This is a genomic window from Streptomyces sp. NPDC054770 (assembly GCF_053611985.1).
In genome coordinates this window covers 44,290-67,479 of sequence record NZ_JBSHBL010000059.1, presented here as the reverse complement: position 1 = coordinate 67,479, position 23,190 = coordinate 44,290, and the positions used below count along the sequence as shown (strand labels likewise).

Genomic DNA, 23,190 nt, shown 5'->3' with positions numbered 1-23,190 from the left:
GCGCTAGCGTCGCCGCCAGGGCAGCGCCTCCTGCTCGTCGGTGTCGGCGTCCATACGCTGCAGGGCGGCGTTGACTGCCTCGCCGATCTCGGCGAACTGGGTGACCTGTTCCGGGGTGAGGGCGTCGAAGACCGCTCGGCGGACCGCCTCGACATGGCCGGGGGCCGCGCGCTCCAGGAGGCTCATGCCGGCCGGGGTGAGGACGGCGTGCTGGTTGCGGCGGTTGACGGTGTCCTCACGGCGGTCGACGTAGCCGGCCTCCTGGAGGCGGGTCACCGCGTGGGTGAGTCGGCTCCGGGTGATCTTCAGGCGTTCGGCCAGCTCGGACATGGTCAGGCTGTGGTCCTTGACCGAGGACAGCTGCACGAGCAGCGTGTAGTCGGCATGGGTCATCCCCGTGTCGCGCCGCAGCTGCCGGTTCAAGTGGTCGGACAGGTGCGTGGAGAACTGGACGTAGGCGAGCCACGCCCGTCGTTCCTCGGGGTTCAGCCAGCGCGGCGTCGTGGTCATGGCCGCAGCCTAGCCATTTTGAATATTCAAACCTCTCGCGGGCGGCCGCCCTGAGGGGATCTCGTCTCCTCAGGGCGGCCCGGATCAGGCGCCGACGTACTGCGCCAGGTGCTCGGCGGTGAGGGTCGAGCGGGCGGCCACCAGGTCGGCCGGGGTGCCCTCGAAGACGATCCGGCCGCCGTCGTGGCCGGCCCCGGGGCCGAGGTCGATGATCCAGTCGGCGTGGGCCATGACCGCCTGGTGGTGTTCGACGACGATGACCGACTTGCCGGAGTCGACCAGCCGGTCCAGCAGACCGAGGAGCTGCTCGACGTCGGCGAGGTGCAGGCCCGCGGTCGGTTCGTCGAGGACGTAGACGCCGCCCTTGTCGGCCATGTGCGTGGCCAGCTTGAGGCGCTGGCGCTCGCCGCCGGACAAGGTGGTGAGCGGCTGGCCGATGGTGAGGTAGCCGAGGCCGACGTCGTTGAGCCGCTGGAGGATGCGGTGGGCGGCCGGGGTGTGCGCCTCGCCCGCGGCGAAGAACTCCTCGGCCTCGGTCACCGGCATCGCCAGCACCTCGCTGATGTCCCGGCCGCCGAGGTGGTAGTCGAGGACCGACGCCTCGAACCGCTTTCCGTCGCACTCCTCGCAGGTGGTGGCGACGCCCGCCATCATCGCCAGGTCGGTGTAGATCACGCCGGCGCCGTTGCAGGTGGGGCAGGCGCCCTCGGAGTTGGAGCTGAACAGGGTGGGCTTGACGCCGTTCTGCTTGGCGAACGCCTTGCGGATCGGGTCGAGCAGCCCGGTGTACGTCGCCGGGTTGCTGCGCCGGGAGCCGCGGATGGCGCCCTGGTCGACGGAGACCACCCCGGCGCCGGCCGGGATCGAGCCGTGCACGAGGGAGCTCTTGCCGGAGCCCGCGACGCCGGTCACCACGGCCAGGACGCCGAGCGGGATGTCGACGTCGACGCCCTGGAGGTTGTGGGTGCTCGCGCCGCGGATCTCCAGTGTGCCGGTGGGCTTGCGGACCGTGTCCTTGAGGGCGGCCCGGTCGTCGAAGTGGCGGCCGGTGATGGTGCCGCCGGTCCGCAGGGCCTCGACGGTGCCCTCGAAGCAGACCGTGCCGCCGCCCGCCCCGGCGCCGGGGCCGAGGTCGACGACGTGGTCGGCGATGGCGATGACCTCGGGCTTGTGCTCCACGACGAGCACGGTGTTGCCCTTGTCGCGCAGCCGTAGCAGCAGGCCGTTCATCCGCTGGATGTCGTGCGGGTGCAGGCCGGTGGTGGGCTCGTCGAAGACGTAGGTGACGTCGGTGAGAGAGGAGCCGAGGTGGCGGATCATCTTGGTGCGCTGCGCCTCGCCGCCGGAGAGGGTGCCGGCCGGCCGGTCGAGCGAGAGGTAGCCGAGGCCGATCTCCACGAACGACTCCAGGGTGTGCCGGAGTGTGGCGAGGAGGGGTGCCACCGAGGGCTCGTCGAGGCCGCGCACCCACTCGGCGAGGTCGCTGATCTGCATCGCGCAGGCGTCGGCGATGCTGATGTCCTTGATCTTCGAGGAGCGGGCGCCCTCGCTCAGCCGCGTGCCGTCGCACTCGGGGCAGGTGGCGAAGGTGACCGCCCGCTCCACGAACTCGCGGATGTGCGGCTGCATCGACTCCTTGTCCTTGGAGAGCATCGACTTCTGGATGCGCGGGATCAGACCTTCGTAGGTCATGTTGATGCCCGCGATCTTCATCCGGGTCGGCTCCCGGTGCAGGAAGTCCTGGAGCTCCTTCTTGGTGAACTTGCTGATCGGTTTGTCCGGGTCGAAGAAGCCGGACTCGATGTAGAGGCGGGAGTTCCAGCCGCCGCCCTTGTAGCCGGGGACGGTGATCGCGCCCTCGTTGAGGGACAGGGTCTCGTCGTAGAGCTGGGCGAGGTCGAGGTCGGTGACGGCGCCCCGGCCCTCGCAGCGCGGGCACATGCCGCCGGTGATGCTGAAGCTGCGCCGCTCCTTCACCTTCTGCCCGCCGCGTTCGACGGTGACGGCGCCCGCCCCGCTGATCGAGGCGATGTTGAAGGAGAACGCCTTGGGCGAGCCGATGTGCGGCTTGCCCAGGCGGCTGAAGAGGATGCGCAGCACGGCGTTGGCGTCGGTGGCGGTGCCGACGGTGGAGCGCGGGTCGCCGCCCATCCGCTGCTGGTCGACGATGATCGCGGTGGTCAGTCCGTCGAGGACGTCGACCTCGGGGCGGGCCAGGTTCGGCATGAAGCCCTGGACGAAGGCGGGGTAGGTCTCGTTGATCAGCCGCTGCGACTCGGCGGCGATGGTGTCGAACACCAGCGAGCTCTTGCCCGAGCCGGAGACTCCGGTGAAGACCGTCAGCCGGCGCTTCGGGATCTCGATGCTGACGTCCTTGAGGTTGTTCTCCCGCGCACCGTGCACACGGATCAGGCCGTGGCTGTCGGCCACGTGCGGCGTGGGCGCCTGCGTCTCGGTCGTTCTGGCCATGCTCAAACCCGTCTCCATCCGCTGCGCGGGACCTCCGTCGACGGCCGCCACGCTAACCGGGATGAAAACCCTAGCGCTTCTCCATTACTGACCGATTCGCACACCGGAACGACGCCGGGGCGACGCCGGGCCGCCGTGGCCGCTGACCGTCGGACGAGCCGCGGCTCAGCCGAACCACCGGGTGAGAGCCGTTTCGAGGGGGATGTGGTCGGTGGTGGACCAGGCGATGTAGCCGTCGGGCCGGATCAGCAGGGCCTCGGCGCCCTCGACGTCCTCGTCGGTCTTCGCCGTGACGTGCTCGACCCGGTCGGACCGGTCGCCCACGCTCCTCTGCCTGCCGTCGAGGGAGAGCAGCAGGCCCCGGCCGGAGTGCATCAGCCGGCTCAGCCGGGTCGGACCGGCCCCGGTGGTCAGCTCCAGGTCGATCATTCGGGGGCCGAGACCGGGGTACCGGATGTCGAGACCGGACATCATGCCCGAGATGTAGCGGTTGGTGTCGGGCAGGCGGAGCAGTTCGGTCGCGAGGGTGCGGACCGCCTCGACCTCCTCGTCCCGGCCGGGATTCATGAGCACGGTCTGGGCACGGGTGTGTTCCAGCACCCGCGCCGCGACCGGGTGCCGCTCGTCGTGATAGGTGTCCAGCAGCCCGGCGGGGGCCCAGCCCCGCACCTCGGCGGCCAGTTTCCAGCCCAGGTTGACCGCGTCCTGGACGCCCAGGTTCACCCCCTGGCCGCCGATCGGCGCATGGATGTGTGCCGCGTCCCCGGCGAAGAACACCCGCCCCTCGCGGTAGCGCTCGACCTGCCGGACGGCGTCGCCGAACCGGGATGCCGCGTGCAACTCGCCCAGTTCCGTGTCCTGCCCGTACACGGCATGCAGCGCCTCGCTCACCTCCTCGGCGGTGACGGGTGCCTCGCGGTCCGGGGCGTCACCGGAGAGCTTGCCGAAGATCAGCCGGTACCGGTCGCCGTCGAGGGGGTGCAGGATGCTGAAGTAGCCGCCGGAGGACCGGGGGTACTGGCTGAAGTGCCCACGGGCGGTGGGCACGTCGTCGGACCGGGACGCGAGGGTGAGGTCCGCGGCCACGGCGGACATCCCGCCCGCACGTCCGGGGAAGGGGACGCGCAGCGCGGCCCGGACCGTGCTGTGCCCTCCGTCGCACGCGACGAGGTGACTGCCGCGGATCTCTCCGACCGTGACGCCGTCCGAGTCCTGCTCCACCGCCGACACCTGGTGTCCGCGCAGCACGGGCACACCCTGCGCCACGAGACGCTCTTCGAGGAACGCCTCCAGCCGGGCCTGCGGGAGGGTGACCGGGTACGGGTGGCGGGTGCGCCAGGGGCGGCAGTCCAGCTCGACGGGCAGCATGGCGAAATGCCCCCCGTTGGTGTTGCGGGACGGAGCGTCGACAAGCAGGGGGTCCAGCAGTCCGCGCAGGTCGAGAACCTCCGCGGTACGCGGTTGCAGCCCGCCGGCCCGGGACTGGGGGTTGCGCGTGCGCTCCTTCTCCAGGACCACGACCGGTACGCCGGCCAACGTCAGCTCGTGGGCCAGCATCAGCCCTGTCGGACCTGCGCCCACCACGATGATCTCGGTTCGCATGACACCTCCCGTAAATGCACTCAGTGCAAGAATGCACTCAGTCTACCACCAGGTAGACTGAGTGCATGAATCAGCGGATGGGCCTGCGGGAGAGCAAGAAGGAACGCACCCGGGAGACGATCTCGGCGACGGCGATCCGCCTGTTCCTGGACAGGGGCTTCGACCATGTCCCGATCACCGAGATCGCGGAAGCGGCGGAGGTTTCCCGGCGGACCCTTTTCGCGTACTTCCCGACCAAGGAGGACCTCGTCCTGCACCGGTTCGCCGACCACGAGAGCGAAGCGGCCCGCATCGTGCGCGGCCGTACGGCCGGCCGGCCGCCGCTCGACGCGCTGCGGGAGGCACTGCTGGACGCGCTGGCGCGGCGCGACCCGAACACCGGCCTCAACGACACTCCCGAGATCGTCGCCTTCCTGAGGATGGTCTTCGGCACGGAGAGCCTGGCGGCGCGGCTGACGCGGTACACGTCCCGCGGTATCGAGGCACTGACCGAGGCACTGCGGGAGGCCGGCGCCGATCCGCTGGTCGCGCGCCTCGCGGCCGCTCAGGTGATCGTGGCGCAGCAGCAACTCGCCGTCATGAACCACGCGGCCCTGGCGGACGGCGAGTCCGCCGACGGCCGCTACCCGGAAGCGTCCCGAGCGGCCCACCAGGCGTTCGATCTTCTCGACCACGGCCTGCGTTCCCAACTCACGCTCGCGGCACGGCCCTGAAGGAGCCCGTCCCGCCCGGGGCCGGCCCCTGACGCGGTGCCGCGGCGACTCGACGTCCCCGAAGTCACCACCAGGGAGCACCGGTTCGCCGCCGACTCGGAACACCAAGGGTCCAGCGCCCGTCGGTGAGCAGCGGGTGAAGACCGTAGCGGCGACGGTCGAACTCCTGATGGGCTGACATGGCGTCACTTGTTCACCGGGCAGAGGATCACGACCGGGACGGCCGGGATCCGACCGGTCCGGCCGGCCTGCCGACTCGCGAACCGGGCGCAGTCAGGGGGCCGTTGCCATCGCCCGAATCGACGCCCGCTCCCCCGACGGCGATCGACGCCTGTTCGGGACGATGAGGCCGGGCGGGTCCACCGCGCTCGGCTACGAAGATTTTGCGTTCTCACGGGATGCCCATGAACCGGCTCCCACCTGCGCCGGGTCCGCTATGTCCGCCCGTACGCCCCACAGGTAACGGCGAGTTCACCCGGCTTCCCTTCCTCGGCAGTCTACGCGCGTGGTGTCATGCCCACGCTCACCCACCCCCCACGTGAGCGTCTATTCGACTAGGAGTCACGTACATGCTGTCGAAGCTTCTCGTTCGCGCGGGAGTCGCCCTGGCGGCCAGCGCAGCCGTGGTCGTCGCCGCGGTCCCCGCGAACGCCGCGAGCTACACCGCGTTCGCCTTCTCGCTCAGCAGCAGCGAGCCGACGATCTACGACTTCATCAACTCGGCCACCAGCTCGCTCGACATGACGATGTACGAGCTGGAGGACACCACGGCCGTCAACGACCTCATCGCCCTGAAGAACAAGGGCGTCACCGTGCGGGTCGTCCTGGACCAGGCGCACAAGAGCGCCAACAACTCCGCCTACACCGCCCTCACGAACGCGGGCGTGGGCGTGGCGTGGTCGCCGACCAGCTTCGTCTACACGCACCAGAAGACCATCACGGTCGACGGCACCAAGTCGCTCGTGCTGACCGGCAACCTGACTTCGCAGTACTACTCGACCGGCCGGGACTACGGCGTCTTCACCGACGACACCCGGGACGTCGCGGCGATCGAGAAGGTCTTCAACGCCGACTACGCCGGCACCTCGATCACCCCCACCGACGGCGACCACCTGCTCTGGTCCCCCACCGACTCGCGCACCCGCCTGCTGACCGTGGTCAACGCCGCCACCAAGACGCTCGACGTCGAGGAGCTGGAGTTCAGCGACAGCACGGTGGTCAACGCCATCGTCGCCAGAGCCAAGGCCGGTGTGAAGGTGCGGGTCGTCCTGGAGACGCCGGGCGACTACTCCAGCGAGGTCTCCGCGATCAAGGCCGCCGGCGGCACGGTCGTCGGCTACTCCGACCCCAACGGCTTCTACATCCACGCCAAGGCCATGGTCGCCGACTACGGTCTGTCCACCCAGGAGGTGGAGGCCGGCTCCATGAACATCAGCAGCAACTCCCTGTCCAACAACCGTGAGCTGGGCATCATCCTCACGGGCACCGGGGTGGCGCAGTCGGTGGCCACGACCGTCGAGACCACGTTCAACAGCGACTACTCGGGCGGCACCGCCGCGTAGCGTTCCGGGCTCGCGAGCCCGCCCCGGCCGCGCTCAGGCCCGGCCGGGGCGGGTATTGCCCGCCGCCTCGTCACCCGCCAGCATGGTGACGTGAATCTGGAGCATGTCTTCGTCTGCGGTCACCCGGCGCTCGACTTCGCCGCGACCCTCAGGGCGCGCCGCACGGCCGGCTTCGAGATGTTCGTCTCGCCCGAGCGCCTGGACGCCTGGTACGTCGAGTCCGGCCTGGCGGACGCCGTCTCCCCCAGCCAGGACGAGGACGTGGCGCGGGCCGTCGCCGTGCGCGAGGCCCTGTACCGGCTGCTGACCGCCCGCCGGCTGGGCACGCCGTACGACGCGGAGTCCCTGGCCGTGGTCAACGGCGCCGCCCGCAAGCCGTCGGCGACGCCCCAGCTCACCGCGGCGGGACGGTGGACCGTCGCGGCCCCGGAGGCCGTGCTGTCGAGCGTCGCGCGGCTGGCCGTGGAGCTGCTGAGCGGGCCCGACGCTCCGTTGCTCAAGGAGTGCGGAAACCCCGAGTGCACCCGTGTCTACATCGACCGGTCCCGGGGCACGCGCCGCCAGTGGTGCGGCATGGAGTCCTGCGGCAACAGGATCAAGGCGGCCGCGTACCGGGCCCGGAAGCGGCAGGCCCAGGGCACCGCGTGACCGGCCGGACAGGTGACCGGCCGGCCGCCGGCCGGCGTGTCACCCGCGCCGCGCACGTCCGCCAAGTGGCCGTAATCTTGCGCAGGTGAACGCCGAGTTCGCCCCGGATCCCCTGGACTCCCCGCAGCCACGACCGCAGTCGCTCCTGCTCGCCTTCTTCGGCAACCACGTACTGGAGCAGGGTCCGCCGGCCGTCTACTCGGGCAGCATCATCACGGTTCTGGGCCGGGCGGGCGTCGGCGAGCAGGCCGTCCGCTCCACGCTCACCCGCATGGTCAACCGGAACCTGCTGCAACGGCAACGGCAGGGCCGCCGGATGTACTTCGGCCTGACGCCCCTCGCCACCGAGATGTTGGAGGACGGCGGGCGCCGCGTCTGGGAGACCGGCGCCGTCAACGACGACTGGGACGGCTCCTGGACCCTGCTCGGCTTCTCGCTGCCGGCGTCCTGGCAGCGCCGGCGGCACGATCTGCGCTCCCAGGTCGGCTGGTCGGGTTTCGGGCCACTCCACAGCGGGCTGTGGAGCGCGCCCGGCCGCGTGGACGTCACCGCGGTCGTCGCCGAACTCGGGCTCTCCGCCCACGTGAAGATCTTCCACGCGCCGGCCGACGGGGCAACGGACATCGACCTCATGATCCGCGACACCTGGGACCTGGCGTCGATCGCGGCCCGGTACGAGGACTTCCACAGTCGCTGGGAGGCGTGGCGGGCCGGTCCCGACGACGACGCCGTCGTCACCCGGCTGCGGCTGGTCAGCGCGTGGCTGGACGTCATCCGCACCGATCCGCGGCTGGCCGTCCGGCACCTGCCCGCCGACTGGCCGGCCCACGCGGCGGAGACGACGTTCCACCGCGTCGCGGCCGAGACCGAGGCCCCGGCCCGCCGGACGGCCGCAGCCCTGCTGGAGACCACACCCCTGTGATCCGCCGGGCGACGGACGGCCACCGCGCGGCTTGCGGAGAATTCCTGGTCAGCCCAGATCATCGGGCGATCTATGCTGCTTGGGGCGGGAGGTTCGCCCGACCGCCGAAGGAAAGGGTGCTCGTGCACGGCGACGCTCCCTGTCCGGCATCCGCACCGTGTCCGTCTCTCCCGAGGAAGCCCCGTTGAACTTCTGGTCGATCTATGAGCACGGCTTCGCGCGCGTGGCCTCGTGCACGGGCCACACCGTCATCGCCGACCCCCTCGCCAACGCCGAGGCGGTCCTGCGCCAGGCCCGCGGCTGCGCCGAGGAGGGCGTCGCGGTGGCGGTCTTCCCGGAACTCGGCCTGACCGGCTACTCGATCGAGGACCTGCTGCTCCAGGACGCGGTGCTCGACCAGGTCGAGGAGGCCCTCGCGACCGTGGCGGCCGGTTCGGCCGGCCTGTTGCCGGTCCTCGTCGTCGGCGCCCCGCTGCGGCACCGCAACCGGGTCTACAACTGCGCGGTGTTCGTGCACCGCGGCCGGATCCTCGGGGTCGCGCCCAAGTCGTACCCGCCGAACTACCGGGAGTTCTACGAGCGGCGCCAGATCGCCGCGGGCGACGACGAGCGGGGCGGCACCATCCGGATCGGCGGCGAGAGCGTGCCGTTCGGAGTGGACCTGCTCTTCGAGGCGGAGGACGTCCCCGGCCTCGTGCTGCACGCCGAGATCTGCGAGGACATGTGGGTGCCGGTGCCGCCGAGCGCGGAGGCGGCGCTGGCCGGGGCGACCGTGCTGGTGAACCTCTCGGGCAGCCCGATCACGGTCGGCCGGGCCGAGGACCGCAAGCTGCTGTGCCGCTCCGCCTCGCAGCGCTGTCTCGCCGCGTACGTCTACGCGGCTGCCGGGCTGGGCGAGTCGTCGACGGACCTGTCCTGGGACGGCCAGACCATGATCTACGAGAACGGCGCGCTGCTGGCCGAGACGGACCGGTTCCCGCTGGGCGACCAGTACGCGGTGGCCGACGTGGACCTGGACCTGCTGCGCCAGGAGCGGGCCCGGACGGGTTCGTTCGACGACAACCGCCGTACCCACGCGGCACGCACGGGCGGCTTCCGGACCGTCCCCTTCCGGCTCGACCCGCCGACGGCCGACCTCGGGCTGCGCCGCCGCGTCGAGCGCTTCCCCTTCGTCCCCGCCGACCCGCAGCGGCTGGCCCAGGACTGCTACGAGGCCTACAACATCCAGGTCGCCGCGCTCCAGCAGCGGCTGGCGGCGATCGGCGGCCCGAAGGTGGTCATCGGGGTGTCCGGCGGCCTCGACTCCACGCACGCGCTGATCGTCGCCGCCCGCGCCATGGACCGCGCGGGCCGCCCGCGCAGCGACATCCTGGCCTTCACGCTGCCGGGCTTCGCGACCGGCGAGCACACCAAGGGCAACGCCCACCGCCTGATGAACTCGCTCGGCGTGACCGCCGCCGAGCTGGACATCACGCCGACCGCGCGGCTGATGCTCCAGGAGATGGGCCACCCGTTCGCCGCCGGGGAACCGGTCTACGACGTGACCTTCGAGAACGTCCAGGCCGGTCTGCGCACCGACTACCTCTTCCGGCTGGCCAACCAGCGCGGCGGCATCGTCCTCGGCACCGGGGACCTGTCGGAGCTGGCGCTGGGCTGGTCGACGTACGGCGTCGGCGACCAGATGAGCCACTACAACGTCAACTCCGGGGTGCCGAAGACGCTGATCCAGCACCTGATCCGCTGGGTCATCAGCAGCGAGCAGTTCGACGCGGAGACCGGCAGCACCCTGGCCGCGATCCTCGACACGGAGATCAGCCCGGAGCTGGTGCCGGGCGAGGAGCTGCAGTCCACCGAGTCGAAGATCGGGCCGTACGCGCTGCACGACTTCACCCTCTACCAGGTGCTGCGGTACGGGTTCCGGCCCTCGAAGATCGCCTTCCTGGCCTGGCACGCCTGGCACGACCGGGACGCGGGCGCCTGGCCGCCCGGTTTCCCCGAGGCCGAGCGCAAGGCGTACGACCTGGCGGAGATCCGGCACTGGCTGGACTACTTCTGCCGCCGCTTCTTCGCCTTCGCCCAGTTCAAGCGCTCGGCGATGCCGAACGGGCCGAAGGTGTCGGCGGGCGGTTCGCTCTCCCCGCGCGGCGACTGGCGTGCCCCGTCGGACAGTTCGGCGAAGGCCTGGCTGCACGACCTGGCCCGGGTCCCGGAGAAGTAGCCGGCCGGCCGCGGGGGTCGGTCCGGTCCGCCGTCAGTTGCCGCCCGGCCGCATGACGAGGCAGGTGGTGGTCGCGTGGGCGATCAGCTTCCCGCGCTCGTCCAGCACCTTGCCCTCGGCCGTGGCGGTGGAGCGGCCGACGTGGATGACCGTCCCCTCGGCCGTGAGGGTCTGGCCTCCGGTGTGGGCGGCGCGGATGTAGTTGACCTTGAGTTCGAGGGTGGTGTAGCCGACGCCGGCGGGCAGAGTGGTGTGTACGGCGCAGCCCATCACGGAGTCGAGGAGGGTGGCCGCGATCCCGCCGTGGACGGTGCCGAGGGGGTTGGCGAAGTCCGGGCGGGTGTCGAGCGAGATGACCATGCGGCCGTGCTCCACCTCGTCGAAGCGCATGCCGAGCAGCCGGCCGATGGAGGGGGTCACGGTGTCGGTCGGCCGCGCGGACTGTATCCAGCGCATCAGTTCGAGGCCGGACAGGGCGGCGAGGTCGGTGGTGGACACGGGTGGCTCCTCGGGGTGCTGGTGCTCGGGGTGCTGGTGGTGCGGGCCGGTCCGCGGTCCGGGCTGCGGGCCGCGGTGGTCGTCACGGGTCACGCGGGTCGTCACTGGTCGTGGAAGGCATGGGTCAGCAGTTCGCGCAGTTCGGCGGCGGCCGCGTCCAACGGTGCGGTGGTCCGTTCGGCGCGGCACATGATCACGGCGCCTTCGAGGGCGGCGATGACGAAGGCCGCCAGCCGGGTGCTGCGTGCCTGCGGAAGGCCGTGCCGTTGGAAGTGCGCGGCCAGCGTCTCCTGCCAGCGGGCGAAGACGGCGGCGGCGGAACGGGCGAGCTGGGGTGCCTCGTCGTTGGTCTCCGCGGCCACGGCCACGATCGGGCAGCCGACGCGGTAGTCGCTCTCGGCCAGCCGCTCCCGCCACAGCGCGAAGAAGGAGTCGACCGCCGCCAGGGGGTCCTCGGCCGCCATGGCTGCGTCGATCCGCCGCAGCATGTGGTCACCGGACCGGGTCACCGCCTCCTCGACCAGCTGGGCACGCCCGCCGGGGAAGTGGTGGTAGACGGATCCGCGGGGTGCGCCGGTGCGGGCCAGGACCCGGTCGATGCTGGTGGCGCCGGCGCCGTACTCGCGCAGCAGCTCCGAGGCGCCGCGGAGCATCCGTTCCCGGCTGTCGCTCGTGCGCGGGCTCATACGCCCACCGCCCTTCCCTCGGAGACACATCACGTCTTACGCAGGAGTAACTTATGGTGTATGCCATAGAACATGCAAGAGGGGGACACACAGTAGCCCGTCACGGGCGCCTGGCGCTGGTTCGTGGTCGTCACCCCCGGGACAGGCTCGATCTCGAGCGAGGCGCCTGCCCGGCGCGTCGGCGGTCGGGCGCACTCTGACGGACGAACATCCGACCGACACCCGGACGGAGGCCGACGGCGGGGCAAACCACCTGGTCAGAGCCTTCGCCTCGGCGCGGTCGGCGCGGTACACGACCGGTGACCGGTTGCGGGGACCCACCCCGCTTTCCACGGTGGGCGATAGACAGCAGTTCTCGAAAGGAAACCCATGCGTGCCCTTGCCTCCCGCGGCCTCCTCGTCTCCCCACTGGTCTGCGCCGCTCTCGTCCTCGGCCCGGCGGCCGCCTCCGCTGCCGCCGCCGACGCCGGCCGAGAAGCGCCGGGACCCGGTGCCGCACAGACGGTTCTGCGGCCCGGCACCGACATCACCACACTCCTCGACCGGATCCACGCGACCGACCCCGACCGGTACGACCGCGCCCTGACGCCCCTCCTGGACACGCTGCCCGCCCTCACCACGGCGCAGGGCACCCGGATCGACCCGGCCAAGGCCGCCGCCTACGCCAAGGCGGTACGGGAGTGGAGCAACACGCTCCAGGAGCGGCTGCGGAATCTGGACACCGGGTCCGCGCACCGGGCCGCCCCGCGCGCCGCCGACCCCGTCACGGACCTGCTGAACGCGATCCAGGCCGCCGTGAACAGCCTGCTCGGCGCGCTGACCTCGCTCGACCTCGGCGGGGTGGTGAGTGCCGTCACCGGTCTGCTCGCCCCGATCCTCGACGCGGTGACCGGCCTCCTCGGCGCGGTGCCCGCGCTGCCGGCGCTGCCCTCGGCGAGCAGCCTCGCCGACACGACGACCGTCGCCCCGTGAACAGCTGACGCAGCGTCGGCACGGCCCTCCGCCGCCGGACCGCCGGGAGATCCGGCCGGCCCGGCGGCGCACCCGGTCCCGCCAGGGGCCGTCAGGCGGCCGTCAGTGCGCGTTCCAGCCCGGGACGGTCGGCAGAACCCGCTCCGCCACCCGCACCAGGGCCGTGTCGTCGGGAGGTACGTCGTCCTGCCGCCAGAGCGCGACTTCGAACGTGCCCTTCCCGTCGTCCTTCCCGTGCTCGGAGACCAGGACACAGCGCGCGGTCCCGCCGGGGCCCGTGCTCGCCTTGCCGCCGCCGAGGTCGAAGCCGATGGAGAAGGTCGGGCTGTCGTAGAGGACGGCGGGGTGCCCGAGGACGGTCGTCCGGCGGGTGTTGCCCAGCAGGTCGCCCGCCTCGGCGACGGTCATGTCGTCGTACGACGCCGACAGCTTCACTGAGTACGTGTCCAGGGTCACCGTCGCCTCGGGTTCGGCGATCTTCTTGCCGCCGGCGAGCGTGAGCCACTCCCCGCTGCCGTCGGCCGTCTCGACCCGCTCGCGCGCGGTCCCCAGCAGGGCCGGCAGGTCCGGGCGGTTGAGCGCCTTGCACAGCCGGGCGCCGGAGACGTAGCGGGCCGGCAGGTGGTCGTCCGGCTTCGAGCAGGCCGCCGGTTCACCGGCGGCGTCCTTCTGGTGGACGAACTCCTTCTGCGCCCACAGAGCGCCCACGACGACCGCGAACAAAGCCACCGCCGCCATCGCCTGGAGCCCCGGTCTGCCGTCCTTTTCGGGCTCGGCGAAGCCTTCGGTCATGTCCCCCACCCCGTTGTGCGTCCCCTGTGCGCGCTGGAGCCTAACCGATGTCCACAGGGAAGGCACGCGCCGCACCCGCCCCTCGGTGGCAGGGAGTTGTGCCGGGAGTGTTTGATGGCGGCAGGACGCTTCGAGCCGGAGGAAGCAGGGGTGGACGCGGTGGCCGACCGACGGGTCGTCGAGGTGGGCGGGAGCGCCCTGGTGGTGCATCGCAGGCCGGGGGACCGGACGCGTGTCGCGGTGCTCGTCCTGCACGGCGGGCAGGAGAACGGCCGCCGTCCGGCCCGCTCCTGGCAGCCGGCCGCGCTGCGCATGCGGCCCTTCCTGAGTGCCGCCGCCTCGGTCTCCTCGCCCCGCGACGTGCTGATCGGCCAGGTGCGCTACCGCTACCAGGGCTGGAACGACGCCGCCGACCCGCTCCAGGACACCCTGCGCGCCCTCGACGAGCTGCGCGGCCTGGCCGGTGACGCGTCCGTGGTGCTCGTCGGCCACTCGATGGGCGGCCGGGCGGCGCTGCGCGCGGCGTCCGATCCCTCGGTGCGCGGTGTGCTCGCGCTGGCTCCCTGGTGCCCGCCCGGCGACCCCGTGGACGATCTCGCCGGGACGCGGATCGTCGTTCTGCACGGGGACCGCGACCGGACCACCGGCCCCGCCGACTCGGCCGCGTACGTACGGCAGGCCCGGACCGCCGGTGCACAGGCCGGGATGGTGCTGCTCAGGGGCGGCGATCACGCGATGCTCCGCCGCAGCCGTGACTGGCACCGCGCCTCCGCCGCCGCCATCAGGCGGTTGCTGCGCCCCGAACGCGACCTCGACGGGTGGACGGCCGAGGCCTGCGCGTCCGACGAACCGCTTCTGCGCTGACCCCGGCCCTGGTAGGGTGCCTCGCCCCCACGGGACAACCATCCAGAGGACTGCCGATGCCGGTCGCACGATCGTTCAGGTTTGTCACGTACCTGACAGCCATGTTCCTGGTTCTCACCCTGTTCGCCGCCGCCCCGGCCACCGCCGCACCCCGGTCCGGGCAGTCCACGCAGTCCGCCACGCCGACACCGGCCGTGTCGGCGACCGGCACCTGGCAGCCGCCGCTGTCGACCCGCGGCCGCTACATCGTCGACGCCAACGGCGACCGCTTCCGTCTCAAGGCCGCCAACTGGGACGGCGCACAAGGATCCTGGACGGGCAGCGGCAGCATCGACGATCCCGCCAACCACCATGCCGGCCAGGACAGTTACGGCATCCCCCTCGGCCTGGACCGCGCACCCCTGTCCCAACTCCTCTCGGACTTCCAGGCACTCGGCATCAACAGCATCCGGCTGCCGTTCTCGAACGAGATGATCCACACGACGACCCCGGTGCCGGACGCCGCGGTCACCGCCAATCCGCAGTTGCGCGGCCGGACACCGCTGGAGGTCTACGACGCCGTCGTGACCGCTCTCACCGGCGCGGGCTTCGCCGTCATCCTCAACAACCACACCAACGCCTCCCGTTGGTGCTGCGGCGTCGACGGCAACGAACGCTGGAACACCGGTCAGTCGACCCAGCAGTGGGCCGACGACTGGGTCTTCATGGCCCGCCGCTACGCCGCGAACCCCCGGGTCGTGGGCGCCGATCTCTACAACGAGGTGCGCCGGAACGTGCTCGACGACCCCAACTGGGGCCAGGGCGACGACCACGACTGGTACGCGGCGGCCCAGCTCGCCGACGACCGCATCCTCACCGAGGCGAACCCGAACCTCCTCATCGTCGTCGAGGGCATCAACTGGACCGGCCTGCCGGTCGACGGACTCCCCCACGGCCGCCCGATGCTCACCCCCGTCCGCACCCTCTCCAACACCCTCGTCGACGCCCACAAACTTGTCTACTCGGCCCACTTCTACGGCTACACCGGCCCCAGGCACAGCGGCGCCACCGGCATCGGCGAGACCAGCGACCCCCGCTACCAGGACCTGAGCCGCGACGAGCTGTACCAGGCCCTCGCCGACGAGGCCTTCTTCGTCACCACCGAGGGCAAGCACTACACCGCGCCCGTGTGGGTCAGCGAGTTCGGCATCGGCGCGAACGAGACGGGCACGGCCGCCCGCGCCTGGTTCGGCAACATCACCGACTACTTCACCGACCACGACACCGACTTCGCCTACTGGCCGCTGGTCGGCTGGGCGGGACACGACGACTGGGCGCTGCTGAGCTACGACACCTCCGGGCAACGGTCCGGGATCCTCGACGGCGGCGACTGGCGGGCCACGGCCTGGGAGCACCTCATGAACTCCGCCGGCCGCACCGGGTATGTCGAGCCGGGCACGACCTGGCGGATGCTGTCCACGGACCACGGCGACCAGGTCGAGTCCCTGCGCGTGCGGGCGGGCGGCGACTGGGACTCGGGCGCCTACAAGGCGGTCTGCCCGGACGGGCTGCGGCTGACCGGCCTCGCCCACTCCGGCGGCCGCGGCCTGTGCACCGACGCGACCGCCGGTGACCTGCGGGCCACGGGCAACGCCCAGACGGCGGTCACGGACGAGCGGTACGTCCCGGCGGGCGGCGACTGGGCCTCCGGCTACACCAAACTCCAGTGCCCGGCAGGCCAGTTCGTCATCGGCTACAGCCGTCGCGGGGAGCGGGTGTCGGCGGTCCTGTGCACGCCCGCGCGCACCCCGCTGGGCACCGGCGGCCGGACGGTGTGGTTCGACCGCTCCGACAACCGCCCCGCCGACGGGGCGGGCGACGACTTCGCCTACGGCGCCTACAAGGGCCAGTGCGACGCCGACGAGTACATGGCAGGCGTCGCCTTCACCACCCGCACGGGCAGCACGCAAGGCCCCGCCGCCGTGCTGTGTGTCCCGCTGCCGTCCTGAGGCTCTGCTGCTCCGGCACAGCTCTGCAACCACCCGCTCACCAGTGACTCACCCGGCGGCCGTGCCCCAGGCGGGCGTGTGGAGATTCAGGGCACGCGTGCCAGTCCCCCACCCGGTGCCGGTGCGGCCAGGTCGTCGTCGTGTGGGGCCGGGCCGGGGTTCTCGGCGGTGGCCGCGAGGATGGACCGCTGGAGGCGGCGCAGGCGTGCCGACGGCTCAAGGCCGAGGTCCCTGACGAGGAGGGTGCGCAGCTGCTGGTAGACGAGGAGGGCCTCGCCGCGCCGGCCCGAGCGGTAGAGGGCGAGCATGAACTGCGCGTGCAGGTTCTCGTGGGAGCGGTAGCGGCTGGTGAGGACCGTGAGTTCGGCGAGCAGTTCGCGGTGCCGCCCGAGCCGGAGATCGGCCTCGATGCGCTGGTCCAGTGCGCACAGCCTGCTCTCCTCCAGCCGCCGCGCCTCCATGCCGAGGTGAGCGCCGGTGGTCACGTCGGCGAAGGGCGGGCCGCTCCACAGGTCCAGGGCCCGGCGCAGAGTGCCGGAGGCGCCCGCGAAGTTCCCGTCGTCCATGGCGCGACAGCCCTGTTCGCACAGCCGCTCGAACTCCCGGATGTCGCTGCTGCCGCCACCGGCCGCGAGCAGGTAGCCGCCCGGCATGGTGGCCAGCACATCCTTCGCGGAGCGGGCGGCCCCGCCCTCGGGTTCCGCGCCCCGGCGCAGCGCCGTCGCGATGAGCTCCCGGAGCTGGAGCACATAGGTCTGGAGGGTGGTGCGGGCACTGCGCGGTGGAGTGCCCGCCCAGAGCTCCTCGATCAGGGTCGGGACGGGCACCACCTGGTCGGCGCGCAGCGCGAGCAGGGCCAGCACCTGACGCGGCTTCGGTGCGGTCGGGGCGATGGAGGCCCCGTTCTCCCGCACGTTCAGTGCGCCCAGCAACCCGATGTCCACACGCGTCTCCCTGGTCCTCTCATCTGACACTTCGCCAGTAGAAAACAGCATGGACGGTCTGTCAACAGGCCGATGGCTGGACCGTTTCTGACGAACCGCCGGAGAACGGCCGCAGGGCTGCGCCCCACCCCTGTCGACCGCCGAAGCAGCAGCACAGCGCCACTGTTTCGGCGGCCGGAAGGGTGGTCCGCCACTTACCCGACCCGTCGAGTCGGTCACCGAATGAGGCGCAATCTCATCCCCGGAGACCGCCATAAAGAAACCATCCGGTCGGTTACTTGACGGTCATTCGGCTCAGGTGTTCCGCCCGCGAGTGCCGGCGGGGACGGCGACGAGCACGATGCCGAGCGCCAGCACCGCCAGTCCGCACCAGGAGACGCCCGGCAGACGCTCGCCGAGGACGGCGACTCCCAGGACCGCGGCCACGGCCGGCTCGGCCAGCGTCAGGGTCGTCGCGATCTGGGGAGCCGTGCGGCGGAGGCCGTGTCCGAACAGGCGGTAGCAGAGGAAGGTGGTGACCGTCCCGAGGTACAGGACGACCAGCGCGCCCCGCACCGTCAGCAGCCCGCCGCCGCCATCCCACAGCACCACCGGCAGGACGAGCAGCGCCCCTCCCCCGAACATCACGCCCAGCACGGCGCCGGATGCGTGCCCGCGGGCGATGAGCTGCCCGCCGGCCAGGGCGTACCCGGCGTACGACAGCCCCGCGAGCCCCGCCAGCAGGACGCCGAGGAGGTCGACGGGGGCTCCGTCACCGGCGAGTCCCGGGCCGAGTACGAGCACCGTGCAGCCGAGGACGGCCGCCGCGGTCGCGGTGGTCCAGCGGGCCGAGGGCCGGGAGTGGCGGGTGGCCCAGGCCAGGAGGCCTGCGAAGACGGGGGCGCCGCCGAGCGCGATCACGGTGGCCACGGCCACACCGGTACGTGCCACGGCGGGATAGAAGGTGAGCGGGTATCCGGCCACCGCGAGGGTGCCCAGCGCGAGCAGTCGGCGCTCGCCGCCGGTACAGGCGCCGGGCAGGGCGCGGCCGCCGGGGGCGGTCAGGAACAGCAGCAGACCGCCGAGGACCAGGCCGGCGGCGCCGATGGCGGCGGCCGGCACACCGGCGGGGGCGAAGGAGGCGGCGGTCCCGGTGGTGCCCCACAGCACGGCGGCCGTGAGGATCGGGAGCGGCCCGCCGAACGGGCCCGCGTTGCGGGGACGCGGGTGCGCGGGGTCGGCGCTGCCGAGCGCGCGGGAGGAGGGGGAAGGGGTGTGGTTCGGCACAGTCGTGAACTTCCGTCGTCGAATACCGTCTGCGGACTGGTTTCGATGCGGGCGCACGACACCGGCTCCGGGCCGCCCATGAGGCAGGGCCGGGAGCGTGGGCTGGTTCCGTCAGCGGGTGCGCCCGGTCAGGCGCAGAGCGGCGGCAGAACGACGTGCCAGTAGGTGTTCACGCGACGATCGTACCGGGCCGGGCCGGGCCGGCCCGCCGGCCGACGGCGGCACTGTTCGCCGACCGATCCTGTCGGGTCGTGATCGTCGGGATCCGTCCGTCGCACGTCAATGACATGCCCGGCGTCACTTGTCGTATGATTCGACCAAGTTTTGGCCAACGTGCGCCGATATCGTTTCCCGGCATCCGCCCGTGGGAGAGACTCACCCGCGGAGGGGGGACGAGCGCGTCCGTTTCACGCCGGACGTGCCATCCCGCAGTGTCGCGCCGCCCAGGGGAAGGCGGCGAGCAGACCAGCGGAGGAATGCATGACGCAGTCGCTTCCGGGGCAGCGCCCTGCCCAGGAGCAGGCGTTGACCGGACACGGGCGGCCACCCGTCGTCGTGATCGGCGCCGGACCGTACGGACTCTCGGTGGCCGCCCACTTGCGGGCGGCGGGGGCGCCGGTCCGTGTCTTCGGTGACGTGATGGGCAGTTGGCGGCACGCCATGGCCACCGGGATGTACCTGAAATCGACGCCGGACGCGACCGACCTGTCCGCACCGGAACCCGGCGGCCGGCTGGCGGACTTCCGGCGCGCGCACAGCGAGCCGGAACTGACCGAGCTGACACCGATCCCGTGCGATGTCTTCGTACGGTACGGGCAGTGGTTCCAGAAGCGGTACGTCGGTGAGGTCGAGCCGGCCCGGGTGACGGCGGTCGAGCGGCCGGCGGCCGGCCCCGGCTTCGTCGTCCGGCTGGACGACGGGAAGGAGATGGCGGCCTCGGCCGTCGTGGTGGCGACCGGCCTGAACGGTCTCGCCCATGTCCCGGACGAGTTGCGGCAGCTCGCCCCCGAGGGGCCCGGCCCGCGGGCGCGGGTGTCGCACACCAGTCACCACACGGATCTGTCCGTGTACGCGGGGCGGCGGGTGGCCGTCGTCGGCGGTGGCCAGTCCGCGCTGGAGAGCGCCGCCCTGCTGCACGAGGCAGGTGCCGAGGTGCAGGTTCTGGTGCGGGACCGAACGGTGCTGTGGGGCATGACGCCCGTGCTGGCGCGGCCCTGGACACAGCGGGTGGCCAAGCCGGCCTCGCCGCTCGGCACGGGCTGGATCCTGGCCGCGGTCTGCGCGTCACCCGGTGGTGTGCGGTGGCTGCCGGCGCCGGCCCGGCTACTGCTGTTCCGGCGGGCGCTCGGGCCCTCGGGCGGCTGGTGGCTGCGGGACCGGGTGGTGGGTGCGGTACCGGTGCACACCTCACGCCGGGTCACGGGTGCCGTGGTCAGCGGGGCGGAGGTGCGCCTGGATGTCGCCGGTCCCGGGGGCGAGCGCGAGCCCCTCGCCGTCGACCATGTGCTGGCGGCCACCGGTTACCGGCTGGATCTGGACGCCCTGCCCTTCCTGTCTCCCACGGTGCGGGACGCCGTGGCGTGCGTGCCGGGTTCACGGGCGCCGGCGCTGCGGGGGACGTTCGAGTCGTCGGTGCCCGGCCTGTACTTCACCGGTTCGCTCGCGGCGCCGATGTTCGGGCCGATGATGCGGTTCGTGGCGGGCACGGAGTTCGCCGCCGTCCGTATCGCCCGGCACGTCGCGGCCGTCTGAGCGGCCCGGCAGCCGGTCCGGGCGGGTCCGTCAGCCGATCCGGGCGAGCGGGTCCGCCGGGCCGGGCGCCGGGGTGCCGTCGGTGGGGGCGGTCGGTGGGGCCATCGGCACCGGCTGTCGTACTCCGCCGAGTAGAAAACGGCGCGGACGGTTTGTCGGCCCGAACGTCGGCCGGGTGGCGTGCTCTTGACCGGGGATCAGGAGTCGGAGAACGCGACGGACGCGAACTGGTCACTGCGCGCCGCCAGTTGGGGCAGCACCAGCGACCAGAACTGCTCGACGTGCCGGGGCGAGATCCGGTCGCGGTCCTCCGCACCGAGCACCTCGAAGCCGACCGTGGCGGCGACTATCACCGCGGCCACCCGGTCCGGTGACACCCCTTCGGCCAGTTCCCCCGCGCGCTGCGCCCGCAGCAGTTCTTCGCACACCCAGGCGCGCCACCAGCAGCCGAAGCCCATGCCGTTCTTCCGGGAGGGGTCGGCGCTCAGCTGGAAGCCCGCGCGGACGACGACGTCGGCTGCGACCGTGACCAGGACCTCCCGGGTGACCGTGACCAGCAGGTGCAGTGCGGAGGGGGCCGACGGCCGTCGGTCGGCGACCAGTTGCTCGACGGACCGCCGGGCCGCGCTCTCCACCTCGATCGCGAGGGCCTCCTTGCTGGGGAAGTGGAAGTGCAGCGCTCCGGCGCTCACTCCCGCCCGCCGGCTGATCGCGGGCAGCGAGGACAGCGCGTACCCGTCGGCGGCGAAGACCTCGGCGGCGGCAAGAACCAGGGCCTGGCGGGTCCGGGCCGCCCGGAGCTGCTTGACCATCGCGTCCCCCTGTTGATTTCCAGAGCCTCAGCAAACAGCACGATCGGTAGGTTTGTCGCCGGTCCGAGTGTGGCTGGGGAGCTTCGGCCGGTCTTCGTATGCCATCCGCGACATGGCTCCGGGTCATAACAAACCAGGCAGGTGGTTTGGTTCGAGGCTGGTCAGGCCTCGGCGGGTACGGGCGATTCCTGCCGGCGGCGCTCGACTTCCTCGACGACCCGGGCGCCTCGGTCGGGCGCGGTGTCCAGCCGGATCAGCGCCGCGGGAGTCGCTATGGCCGGCAGTACGTGGTTGTAGAGGACCGAGATGCGGTCGTTGAGATCGGTCCAGTCGGAGACCACCTCGGACATGAACTGGGTCCCGATCCAGGCCCCGAGGAAGCACTCGGCGGTCTCGCGCGGTGTGACGTGCGGCAGCACCTCGCCGCGCTCCTTGGCCTCCACGAGCTTGTCCGTCACCAGTTGGGTCCAGGCGGGCCAGGCGCTGCCGAACAGGGAACGCCCCTGGAGGTCGGCGGACAGCCGTATGCCGGCGAGGAGAATGACCTCCTTGGGGATCCGGTGGGCCAGCGTCATGCCGATGTCCACCCACTCCTGGAGCTTCAGCTCGCGCGGCACCCAGTAGTCGTCGCTGATCTGGGCGTTGATCACGCCCCGCGCGAGGGCTTCCTTGGAGTCGAAGTGGAAGTACAGGGCGCCCTTGGTGACTCCGGCCCGCTCGAGGATCTCGGAGATCGTCGCCGCCGTGTATCCGCGCTCGGCGAAGACCGCCGCGGCGGCCTCGACAACAGCGCGACGGGTCCGAATCGCACGCTCCTGACGCGCCATGGGGACCCCTTCTCCGTCAAAACAAAACCGGACGTGACGTACCTTACCCCAATCGGGGGTCGGTATTTCGGCCGCACAATATCGATTCCCGGTCGGTCCCGCCCTGATCCGCGCCGGTTTCGCGCCGGAGCCGGAGGGCCGTGCGGGACCGGCCCGGGCAGTTCACCAGGCGGTCCGCCCGCCGTCCACGGTAAGTGTGGCACCCGTGACGAAGCTCGCCCTGTCACTGCACGGCCAGGCGGCGGCTTCCGCGGCCTCCTCCGGATCGGCCGCACGGGCCTGCGGGGCCGAACTGTGGGCGCGCGCCTCGTTCTCCGGCGACTTGGCGAACCAGTCGCCGATCGTCCCGGAGCGCGCCAGGCCCAGGGCGACGGCGTTCACGCGGACGCGGTGCGGGGCGTACTCGACGGCCCGCCGCACCTGTTCGCCGTACCGGCGAGGGAGTCGGCGTCCCGCCAGACGGTGCCGAGCCCGGCCTCGCGGTCGAGGGTGCGCAGGCGCTCCTCGTCGATCTCGGCGAGGCCGCCGACCAGGTGCCGGACGCCGAGCTCGCCCATCAGCTCGCGCTGGAAGCCGTGTTCGAAGGTGCTGGGCAGGCCGACGAAGGGCACGTCCAGTTCCTTGGCGTGGCCGGCGAAGCGGGCGACGTCGTCGATGAAGAGGACCTGGTGGTAGCCGAGGCCGAAGCGGTCCCGGACGATCTCCCGGATCCCGGGGCGGAAGTCGTTGGTGCAGATGTAGTGCGGTGCGGTGAACAGGTGCTCCCAGGCGCCGAGATGGCGGCGGAAGTGGTCCTCGTCGAGACCGCCGTAGCAGATGACGTCCAGGCCCAGGGCGCGCAGCCGGTGCAGGAGTTCCTCGGCGCCGTCGAGGGTGTGGACGGGGTGGTCGCGCAGGTAGTCCTCGCGCTCGGCGAAGTAGTCGGCGATGGCCTCCTGCTCGCTCACCCCGGCGCCGGTCTCCGCCAGCAGCACCTTCGCGGCCGCGAGCCGGGACTGCGAGAAGAGCCGCTGCTCCAGCTCCCGGGTGTACGCACCGCCGTACTTGAGGACGAGGCGGTACAGGACGGGGCTGAAGCTGTCGTTGAGCAGGACGCCGTCGATGTTGACGGCGGCGAGGCGCAGGGTGCGCAGTGGTTCCATCGG

General features: G+C 71.9%; 21 protein-coding genes. 9 read left to right on the top strand and 12 right to left on the bottom strand.

All coding sequences use genetic code 11. The features are described 5' to 3' along the window. Positions 1 to 3: 3 nt before the first annotated feature. The 3 genes from ACWGKQ_RS37500 to ACWGKQ_RS37490 form a co-directional block, all read right to left on the bottom strand. The gene (locus ACWGKQ_RS37500; RefSeq protein ID WP_453296511.1) at positions 4 to 510 is read right to left on the bottom strand and encodes a MarR family winged helix-turn-helix transcriptional regulator; all 507 of its coding nucleotides are present in this window, start codon (positions 508 to 510) and stop codon (positions 4 to 6) included. An 84-nt stretch (positions 511 to 594) separates the two neighbouring features. Continuing rightward, positions 595 to 2,979, bottom strand: a complete 2,385-nt coding sequence (locus ACWGKQ_RS37495; RefSeq protein ID WP_453296510.1) for an ATP-binding cassette domain-containing protein — start codon at positions 2,977 to 2,979, stop codon at positions 595 to 597. 165 nt (positions 2,980 to 3,144) lie between these two features. Beyond that, positions 3,145 to 4,581 carry an FAD-dependent monooxygenase gene (locus ACWGKQ_RS37490; RefSeq protein WP_453296509.1) on the bottom strand — a complete coding sequence of 479 codons (1,437 nt, stop codon included), beginning with the start codon at positions 4,579 to 4,581 and terminating at the stop codon, positions 3,145 to 3,147. A 65-nt stretch (positions 4,582 to 4,646) separates the two neighbouring features. Here ACWGKQ_RS37490 and ACWGKQ_RS37485 point away from each other — a divergent pair, with 65 nt between their 5' ends. From ACWGKQ_RS37485 to ACWGKQ_RS37465, 5 genes are all read left to right on the top strand, one after another. Further along, complete coding sequence (locus tag ACWGKQ_RS37485; RefSeq protein WP_453296508.1) at positions 4,647 to 5,294, top strand: TetR/AcrR family transcriptional regulator; 648 nt, start codon at positions 4,647 to 4,649, stop codon at positions 5,292 to 5,294. 569 nt (positions 5,295 to 5,863) lie between these two features. After that, the gene (locus tag ACWGKQ_RS37480) at positions 5,864 to 6,856 is read left to right on the top strand and encodes a phospholipase D-like domain-containing protein (protein WP_453296507.1); all 993 of its coding nucleotides are present in this window, start codon (positions 5,864 to 5,866) and stop codon (positions 6,854 to 6,856) included. Positions 6,857 to 6,946: 90 nt separating this feature from the next. Further along, positions 6,947 to 7,504, top strand: coding sequence for a CGNR zinc finger domain-containing protein (locus tag ACWGKQ_RS37475; protein WP_453296506.1), 558 nt, complete (start codon positions 6,947 to 6,949; stop codon positions 7,502 to 7,504). Between the two features lie 85 nt (positions 7,505 to 7,589). Continuing rightward, the gene (locus ACWGKQ_RS37470) at positions 7,590 to 8,426 is read left to right on the top strand and encodes a PaaX family transcriptional regulator (RefSeq protein ID WP_453296505.1); all 837 of its coding nucleotides are present in this window, start codon (positions 7,590 to 7,592) and stop codon (positions 8,424 to 8,426) included. 184 nt (positions 8,427 to 8,610) lie between these two features. Continuing rightward, positions 8,611 to 10,644 (top strand): NAD(+) synthase, encoded by a 2,034-nt coding sequence (locus ACWGKQ_RS37465; RefSeq protein WP_453296504.1) that lies wholly within the window; start codon positions 8,611 to 8,613, stop codon positions 10,642 to 10,644. 33 nt (positions 10,645 to 10,677) lie between these two features. Here ACWGKQ_RS37465 and ACWGKQ_RS37460 read toward each other — a convergent pair whose 3' ends face one another. Next, positions 10,678 to 11,142, bottom strand: coding sequence for a PaaI family thioesterase (locus ACWGKQ_RS37460; RefSeq protein ID WP_453296514.1), 465 nt, complete (start codon positions 11,140 to 11,142; stop codon positions 10,678 to 10,680). Between the two features lie 101 nt (positions 11,143 to 11,243). Further along, on the bottom strand, positions 11,244 to 11,828 hold the full coding sequence (locus ACWGKQ_RS37455) for a TetR/AcrR family transcriptional regulator (protein WP_453296503.1): 585 nt from the start codon (positions 11,826 to 11,828) through the stop codon (positions 11,244 to 11,246). 369 nt (positions 11,829 to 12,197) lie between these two features. On the opposite strand from ACWGKQ_RS37455, the gene ACWGKQ_RS37450 reads away from it, so the two are divergent. Next, positions 12,198 to 12,800 carry a hypothetical protein gene (locus ACWGKQ_RS37450; RefSeq protein WP_453296502.1) on the top strand — a complete coding sequence of 201 codons (603 nt, stop codon included), beginning with the start codon at positions 12,198 to 12,200 and terminating at the stop codon, positions 12,798 to 12,800. 102 nt (positions 12,801 to 12,902) lie between these two features. Here ACWGKQ_RS37450 and ACWGKQ_RS37445 read toward each other — a convergent pair whose 3' ends face one another. After that, positions 12,903 to 13,592, bottom strand: coding sequence for a DUF6215 domain-containing protein (locus tag ACWGKQ_RS37445; RefSeq protein WP_453296501.1), 690 nt, complete (start codon positions 13,590 to 13,592; stop codon positions 12,903 to 12,905). 114 nt (positions 13,593 to 13,706) lie between these two features. Between ACWGKQ_RS37445 and ACWGKQ_RS37440 the strand changes: the two genes are divergently transcribed. Both ACWGKQ_RS37440 and ACWGKQ_RS37435 read left to right on the top strand, forming a co-directional pair. Then, positions 13,707 to 14,456: an alpha/beta fold hydrolase gene (locus ACWGKQ_RS37440; RefSeq protein ID WP_453296500.1), complete on the top strand. Its 750-nt coding sequence runs from the start codon at positions 13,707 to 13,709 to the stop codon at positions 14,454 to 14,456. Positions 14,457 to 14,557: 101 nt separating this feature from the next. After that, positions 14,558 to 16,444: a glycoside hydrolase family 5 protein gene (locus tag ACWGKQ_RS37435; RefSeq protein ID WP_453296499.1), complete on the top strand. Its 1,887-nt coding sequence runs from the start codon at positions 14,558 to 14,560 to the stop codon at positions 16,442 to 16,444. 86 nt (positions 16,445 to 16,530) lie between these two features. Here ACWGKQ_RS37435 and ACWGKQ_RS37430 read toward each other — a convergent pair whose 3' ends face one another. Further along, on the bottom strand, positions 16,531 to 17,388 hold the full coding sequence (locus tag ACWGKQ_RS37430; RefSeq protein WP_453296498.1) for an AfsR/SARP family transcriptional regulator: 858 nt from the start codon (positions 17,386 to 17,388) through the stop codon (positions 16,531 to 16,533). 294 nt (positions 17,389 to 17,682) lie between these two features. After that, positions 17,683 to 18,654 (bottom strand): DMT family transporter, encoded by a 972-nt coding sequence (locus ACWGKQ_RS37425; RefSeq protein ID WP_453296497.1) that lies wholly within the window; start codon positions 18,652 to 18,654, stop codon positions 17,683 to 17,685. Positions 18,655 to 19,134: 480 nt separating this feature from the next. Between ACWGKQ_RS37425 and ACWGKQ_RS37420 the strand changes: the two genes are divergently transcribed. Next, entirely contained in the window at positions 19,135 to 20,406 is a 1,272-nt protein-coding gene (locus ACWGKQ_RS37420; protein WP_453296496.1) for an FAD-dependent oxidoreductase, read from the top strand. Positions 20,407 to 20,603: 197 nt separating this feature from the next. Here ACWGKQ_RS37420 and ACWGKQ_RS37415 read toward each other — a convergent pair whose 3' ends face one another. The 4 genes from ACWGKQ_RS37415 to ACWGKQ_RS37400 all read right to left on the bottom strand — a co-directional run bounded on the left by ACWGKQ_RS37415 (position 20,604) and on the right by ACWGKQ_RS37400 (position 23,187). Beyond that, positions 20,604 to 21,218: a ScbR family autoregulator-binding transcription factor gene (locus ACWGKQ_RS37415; RefSeq protein WP_453296495.1), complete on the bottom strand. Its 615-nt coding sequence runs from the start codon at positions 21,216 to 21,218 to the stop codon at positions 20,604 to 20,606. Between the two features lie 161 nt (positions 21,219 to 21,379). After that, positions 21,380 to 22,045 carry a ScbR family autoregulator-binding transcription factor gene (locus tag ACWGKQ_RS37410; protein ID WP_453296494.1) on the bottom strand — a complete coding sequence of 222 codons (666 nt, stop codon included), beginning with the start codon at positions 22,043 to 22,045 and terminating at the stop codon, positions 21,380 to 21,382. Positions 22,046 to 22,207: 162 nt separating this feature from the next. Further along, a complete protein-coding gene (locus tag ACWGKQ_RS37405) occupies positions 22,208 to 22,426 on the bottom strand; it encodes an SDR family oxidoreductase (protein WP_453296493.1) in 219 nt (72 codons plus the stop codon). Next, on the bottom strand, positions 22,423 to 23,187 hold the full coding sequence (locus ACWGKQ_RS37400) for an HAD family phosphatase (protein ID WP_453296492.1): 765 nt from the start codon (positions 23,185 to 23,187) through the stop codon (positions 22,423 to 22,425). The genes ACWGKQ_RS37405 and ACWGKQ_RS37400 overlap by 4 nt, the downstream gene beginning before the upstream one ends. Positions 23,188 to 23,190: the final 3 nt, after the last annotated feature.